Below are 6,645 nucleotides of genomic sequence, written 5' to 3' on the forward strand. Positions count from 1 at the left end.
GACACCCCGGATGAGTATGCTGAATTCAATACGAGAATTTTTCCAACAACGTGTCCTCGATACGAAAACCGAGACAGTCAGCGAGCACAGCCTGCAGGTGGCGACCGCGACCCTGATGTTCGAGCTGGCCTACGCCGATGACAGGGTGGCGGACCGCGAACGCGAGGCGATGGCCGACCTGCTGGGTGAATACTTCCAACTCGACACGGCCACCCGGGCAGAGTTGGTGGACCTGGCCGCAGATACAGCGCGCCAGGCGGTTTGCCTGCAGGAATTTACCCGCCTGCTCAACGAGCATTTCAGCCAGGGGCAAAAACAGCGGGTCGTTGAGATGCTGTGGCGCGTGGCAATGAGTGATGCCGTACTGGACAAGTACGAAGAGGCCTTTGTCCGCCAGGTGGCCGACCTGCTGTATGTGCCGCATGCGGCTTTCATCAAGGCCAAGCATCAGGCTATGCAGACCCTGCTACCGAAAACAGACTGAGCAGAAAACAGGTCGGGCGCAATAAAAAAGGGAGGCCGAGGCCTCCCTTTTTCAATCCCTGCCAGGCAGGTTTTACACCATGTCTTTCAGGGCCTTCAGAGCAGTCAGTTTAACGACGTTGCGGGCCGGCTTGGCCTTGAACATCATTTCTTCACCAGTGAAGGGGTTCGTGCCCTTGCGAGCCTTGGTTGCCGGCTTGCGTACAACCTTGACCTTGGCCAGGCCTGGGATGGTGAATACACCCGGGCCACTCTTCTTCAGGTCTTTTTGAATCATTACTGCCAGTTCATCAAACACGGCGGTGACGTCTTTTTTGGTCAACTCGGTGTTTTCTGCAATTGTCTTGAGGATTTCTGATTTGGTCTTTGGTTTCTTAGCTGCCATCTGTAACTCCTGATGAATTCGTTATATTCGGATTGCAAACGATCCTGTTTATATAGTGTGTGCGTAAGATAGCACAATATTACCGCTATATTGCAAGTAAAATTTTGACATAAAATGATTTAAGACTGATATACAGCTATAGAATTGCCCCATATCGGATCATTTCCGGCATGTCGAGGGACACAAAATGCTTGACAAAATTATTTAGTTGGCAGTTGATTTCGTGCCTGGAGCTGGGTCAGCAAGGCATCGATTCCGCCGTTACGGCGTATTTGAGTTGAAAAACTCGAGCGGTAATTGGAGATCAGGCTAATGCCGTCGATGGTGACATCGTAGACTTTCCATTGTCGGTTCTGATCCAGGTACAGGTCATAGGCGATCGGGATAGCCGGCCCGTGACGCGGCTGGATTTCAGTGTGCACGGTAACGTCCTCGGCATCAGCGCTGGCCCTTACCGGTAACACCTTGACCTTCTGATCGCTGAACTCAAGCAGGGCAGTTGAATAGGTGCGCAGGATCAACTGGCGGAACTCATTAATGAATTGTTCGCGTTGCTCCCGGCTGGCACGGCGCCAGTGCTTGCCCAATACCCACCGGGACATGCGCTGGAAATCGATGTGCGGCAGCATTAATTCGGTGATCAGGCTTTGCAGGTGCTGCGGGTCGTTATCAATGAGGGGGCGATCGGCACGGATACGGTTAGTGACCTGCACCGCGGTTTTCTGTACCAGGGCATGGGCGGGAGGCAGAGGTTCGGCGATGCCGGTATTCAGGTGGCTGAGCAGCAGGGTGACAAACAGGACTGGACGTAGCATGATTTCAGACTTTTCCTCATCAAGGTCGGCGGATTATGCCAAACCGGAATCGGCCATAAAAGCGGCGATTTTCAGCCTTTCTTGTAGGCATTTACAGACAAATCGGCCGGATCTGCCTTTACCTTGAGTAAAAACGTGTTATCTTATTTAGTACGGTACGTTAACAGATGGCGCTAATTGCCTGTTAAGTAGACAGATTGCATTATTTGAGCAAGGCAATTCGGTGGCTAATCAAGCCCGCTGCTGAACCTGTTAATATGGATAAGCAGGCGAGGATGACAGGGACTGTGACGGGTTGCACACAACTACATAGCAAACTTATTTATCTTTAAAAGATTCGTGGTGTGATTGCGCGACAGGGCGTGTATTAGCTGCTTTCGCTGTGTCATTATCGCTGTGTGCAGAGCCACACTTGGTTAATTAGGGACAGGACATGGCTGCGGTCGAGAAAAACGAAGACCTGAAATCCGGCTTGCGCTTGCTGGTACCCATCAGTGCCTTATCGGATGAGAAGTTTGCCGAACTGGCGGCCGGTACACATATCGAAGAAGTGAAATCCGGCGACAAGCTCTTTGACGAAGGCGACAAGGACGGCCGGGCCGTGTATGTGCTGGCCGGCAAGGTTGCCATGATGTCGGGCAAGAGCGTTGTCGATACCGTTGTCGGCGGCACCGAACATGCCCGTTACCCACTTGCCCACCATATTCCGCGTCAGCTATCCGCTGTGGCAAAAAACGCCGTCAGCTATGTGCGTATCGACAACCACTTGCTCGATAACCTGCTCAGCAGCGGCGGGCAAGAGGCTACCTATGAAGTCAGCGATGTCCTCGAGGAAGAAGACGAAGACTGGATGAGCCAGATGCTGCAGTCCGAGGCCTTTGCCAGCCTGCCGGCACAGAATATCCAGGGCATGTTCATGCGCATGGAAGAGGTGGTGGTCAAGGCAGATGAAACCATTGTGACTCAGGGCGAACGCGGCGAATACTTTTATATGTTACGACGCGGTCGTTGCAAGGTGGTGATCGAAAAGAACAACCAGTCACGTGTGATTGCGGAACTGGGTGCAGGGGATTCTTTTGGTGAAGAGGCACTGATCGCCGATACCCCACGCGGTGCCACGGTGACCATGCTTACCGATGGCGTGGTGATGCGTCTCTCCAGGGAAGATTTCGATAACCTGATGAAGCAACCGCTTATCAACTGGGTAACCTTTGATGAGGGGACAGAAATCGTAAAAGACGGTGGCGTCTGGCTGGATGTGCGGGCACCGAATGAATACAAACAGTCTGCTATTCCCGCCAGCCATAATTTTCCCCTGTCGATTTTACGTAGTAATGCCGAACGTCTGAAGAAATCACGTAAATATGTCGTCTATTGTGATAGCGGCAAGCGTAGTTCCGTGGCCGCCTTCCTGTTGACGCAGCGCGGTTTTGAGGCCTATGTCCTTGCCGGTGGCTATACCGCAGAGAGGTTCGCCGCGGCAGATACCGAAGCCGTCGTCGAAAGGAAGGCCGATGCCACGGTTGTCGATATCACTACACGGCAGACCACGGTGCAGGCCGATGCCGCTGACAAGTCCGCCGCCCAGGAAGCAGCCGAGCGTCACGCCGCTTCTGAAAGCGAACGGCGCGCACAGGTTGAGGCGGAACTGGCGCAACTGAAGGCCAAACAGGAAAATGCCAGCAGGCTTGCCGAGGAAGAAACCCAAAAACGCCTGCGTGCCGAAGAAGCCGTGGCCCAGATGCAGATCGAACAGGACCTGGCGCGGCAAAAGGCTGAAGAAGAAATTCAGAAGCGCAAAGAGGTTGAGGAAGAGGCCGCACGGATTAAACACGAGGCACAGGCCGCCCGTGAAAAGGCCGAGGCCGAGGCGACAAAGCTCAGGGCAGAGCGCGAGACCGCGCGGGAAAAGGCAGAGACAGAATTGAATGCCCTGCGCGAACAACGCGAACAGGCAGAAAAGCAGGCTGCCGAGCAGGCGGCACGTTTGAAAGAAGAAGCCGAGGCCGCGCACATGATCGCTGCCGAAGCAGCGGCACGTTTGAAAGAAGAAGCCGCAGCGGCGCGTCAGGCCGCTGAAGACGATGCGCAACGTATCCGCGCCGAGGCAAGTGCGGCAAAAGAGAAGGCCGAGGCTGAAACAGCGAGGCTGCAAACAGAACAGGTTGCCGCGCGTGAAAAGGCGGAAGCCGAGGCGCTGCGTTTTCGCGCCGAGGCCGAACGTGTCCGCGCCGAGGCGGAAGAGGAGGCGAGGGTACGTTCAGAAGAGATCGCCTCCAGGATCGTCGCCGAGGCGGAGGCCGCGCGCTTTGAAGTTGAGCAGCAGGTGGCGCGTTTGCTGGCCGAGGCCGAGGGAGAAAAACTGCGGGCCCAGGCCGAGCATGCCAGCTTCCTGTCTTCACAGGAAGATGCGCGTCTCAAGGCCGAACAGGATGTTGCCCGTATCCGGGCCGAGGCCGAGCAGGCCCGCATCAAGGCCGCTGAAGAACAACACAAGATGCGTGAAGTGGAAGCGGCCCGCCTGGCCGCGGAAGAAGAAGCCGCGCGTCTGAAGGCCGAGGCCGAAGCGAGTCGCCGGCAGATTGAAGAAGAGTTGAACCAGCGCCAGGCCGAGGCCGAAGCGACACGCTACCAGGCAGAAGAGGATGCCGCCAGGATCAAGGCCGAGGCCGAGAACGCCCGCCTCAGGGCCGAGGAAGAAGCGGCGCGTCTGAGTGCAGAACTGGAAGCGGCGCGGATGGATGTGGAAAACGAGAACGCCGATGCCGTGGCCCGACTTGAAGCCGAGGCGGAGGCCGCGCGTCTTGAAGCCAGGGAGGCCCTGCGGCTTAAAGAGGAGGCGGAAACTGCACGCCTGGCGGCCGAGCAGGCTGCCCTCAAGGTGCAGGAAGAAGCCACGCAGATTCGCCTGCAGGCTGAAAATGAAGCGACCCGTGTGATGTCGGATGCCGAGACCTCTCGTCTCAAGGCAGAGGCGGACGCGCAGCGGGTTAAACAACAAGCCGAGAAGGCCCGGGAACAGGCCGAGGCAGAGGCCAGCCGCCTGGCGAACGAAGTTGAATCGGCACGTGAACAGGCCGAGCGAGATGCCCGACGCCTGCAGAGTGAAGCCGAGGACGCACAAAAACGTGCCGATGCGATGATCGACAAGATGCGTGCCGAGGCCGAGAGCCTGAAACAGCGTGCCAGCGAAGATGAACAACAATCGTCGGCAGCGAAGCCGGTAAGCACGGATTCGACCCCGCCGCTCGAGCAATTAACCATCGACGAAATCGCCCCGATTGAAGATGGCGAGGATGAGGCCGAGATTATTGTTCTCGGCGAGGCCGGGGAGGAAGATGATTTTGTTGTTGTTCCGTCGGCTTTTGTCGATGAGCAGGATGATATCGAGAGACTCATCAGCGAGGCCGCCGAGGATACCGAATCGGTGTTTGTTTCGCAGTTTACCGAGCAGGTTGTGGAACCGCAGTTGGCCTCGGAAGAGAAAAGCCAGCGCACCAGGTTGTATGCCGGCATCGGTGCGGCTGCCGTTATCATAGTTGCTGCTTCAGGCTGGTGGTTGACCCGTGGTGATGAAACGTCATCGACGGTGGCGACGCAAGTTGCCCCGCAGACACCGGTCCCTGCCCCGGTTGTTGACGCGCCTGTGGTTGCTGCACCGCCCCCCACGCAGGTAACGGCGAGCAAAGCGGCAGTAGAGCCGGAAGCCAAACCGGCTCCAGTGGTGGCGCATAAACCCGTTTATGTCAGGGACAGTCTCAAGTCAGGTGGCCAGGGTCCGAGTATGGCCGTGATCCCGGCGGGTAGCTTCCGTATGGGCAGCCCCTCTTCCTCCACGGAGTTTGATGAGCGGCCGCAACACGAGGTAAGGCTGCGCGGCTTTGCCATGTCCCGATATGAAGTGAGCGTGGCGGATTTCCGCCGCTATGTGCGGGCCACGGGCAAGTCCGCTGCTGCCGTGCAAGGCCGCAAGGATAATGAACCGGTGACGAAGGTCAACTGGCTGGAAGCGGTCAGATACGCCAAGTGGCTGTCGGCCCAGACTGGTCGTCAGTATCGACTGCCAACGGAGGCAGAGTGGGAATATGCCGCCAGCGCCGGCGTCACCTCACGTTTTCCATGGGGCGACAAGATAGGCAAGAATCAGGCGAACTGTTTTAACTGTGGCAGCCAGTGGGATGGTGCGGGGCCGGCAGCAGTGGGCAGCTTCAAGGCCAACCTGTTTGGTCTGCATGATATGACGGGTAATGTCAGTGAATGGGTACAGGATTGTGCAAACCGGAATTATACCGGAGCGCCCGTCGATGGCTCGGCCTGGCAGAGCGGTGATTGCAGGCAACGCATGGTCCGCGGCGGTGCCTTTAACAGTCCGGCCGATAGCCTGCGCCTGAAAAAGCGTAGCCAGTATGCCATCGACAGTAACCTGAATACGATTGGTATCCGTCTGGTGCGGGAATAAATATTTCGCTGATCGGGATCGCGTGGTGATAAAGCATTTAACTGTAGACACTCACGGACAGGGGCTTTATGACATAACCGGCGAACTTGCAGCCATGGTTAGCGAATCGGGTTCTGATGATGGCCTGTGTACCCTGCTGGTACAGCATACCTCGGCGAGTCTCGTTATCCAGGAAAATGCCGATCCGGCCGTGCAGCATGATCTGCATAACTGGTTAAACCAGCTCGTCATCGAGAACGATCCCCTGTACACGCATACCGACGAAGGCCCGGATGACATGCCGGCGCACATCAAGTCCGTCCTGACCGCGACCTCACTCGGCATCCCGGTCATCAATGGTCGCCTGACCCTTGGCACCTGGCAGGGCGTTTATCTCTGGGAACACCGTCACGGTGGCAGTACGCGGCATATCGTTGTTCATATTAGTGGCTCTTCGGAAAAATTAGTGGGTAAAAATATAGCGAATTTGGAGCAATAGAGATAGTTTTCTGGAAATTGGAGGG

The 6,645-nt window shown here is 56.6% G+C and carries 5 protein-coding genes; 3 read left to right on the forward strand and 2 right to left on the reverse strand.

Going from position 1 to position 6,645, the window contains the following annotated elements; translation table 11 throughout:
• The coding region (locus tag RQ738_RS08220) for a TerB family tellurite resistance protein (protein WP_314164087.1) at window positions 1-484 on the forward strand (484 nt) is incomplete at its 5' end.
• A 72-nt stretch (window positions 485-556) separates the two neighbouring features.
• Here RQ738_RS08220 and RQ738_RS08225 read toward each other — a convergent pair.
• Window positions 557-868 (reverse strand): HU family DNA-binding protein, encoded by a 312-nt coding sequence (locus RQ738_RS08225; protein ID WP_314164089.1) that lies wholly within the window; start codon window positions 866-868, stop codon window positions 557-559.
• A 200-nt stretch (window positions 869-1,068) separates the two neighbouring features.
• Window positions 1,069-1,683: an ABC transporter substrate-binding protein gene (locus RQ738_RS08230; RefSeq protein ID WP_314164093.1), complete on the reverse strand. Its 615-nt coding sequence runs from the start codon at window positions 1,681-1,683 to the stop codon at window positions 1,069-1,071.
• Between the two features lie 433 nt (window positions 1,684-2,116).
• Between RQ738_RS08230 and RQ738_RS08235 the strand changes: the two genes are divergently transcribed.
• Both RQ738_RS08235 and RQ738_RS08240 read left to right on the forward strand, forming a co-directional pair.
• Entirely contained in the window at window positions 2,117-6,142 is a 4,026-nt protein-coding gene (locus RQ738_RS08235; RefSeq protein ID WP_314164097.1) for an SUMF1/EgtB/PvdO family nonheme iron enzyme, read from the forward strand.
• Window positions 6,143-6,167: 25 nt separating this feature from the next.
• Window positions 6,168-6,620: a secondary thiamine-phosphate synthase enzyme YjbQ gene (locus RQ738_RS08240; RefSeq protein WP_314164101.1), complete on the forward strand. Its 453-nt coding sequence runs from the start codon at window positions 6,168-6,170 to the stop codon at window positions 6,618-6,620.
• Window positions 6,621-6,645 lie beyond the last annotated feature (25 nt).

Origin of the sequence: Sulfuriflexus sp. (assembly GCF_032250955.1) — a bacterium.
Lineage (GTDB): Bacteria > Pseudomonadota > Gammaproteobacteria > AKS1 > AKS1 > Sulfuriflexus.

Excerpts from the sequence above, each read along its gene's own strand:
- RQ738_RS08225 (WP_314164089.1), bottom strand. The coding sequence starts at position 868 with ATGGCAGCTAAGAAACCAAAGACCAAATCAGAAATCCTCAAGACAATT.
- RQ738_RS08235 (WP_314164097.1), top strand. The coding sequence starts at position 2,117 with ATGGCTGCGGTCGAGAAAAACGAAGACCTGAAATCCGGCTTGCGCTTG.
- RQ738_RS08230 (WP_314164093.1), bottom strand. The coding sequence starts at position 1,683 with ATGCTACGTCCAGTCCTGTTTGTCACCCTGCTGCTCAGCCACCTGAAT.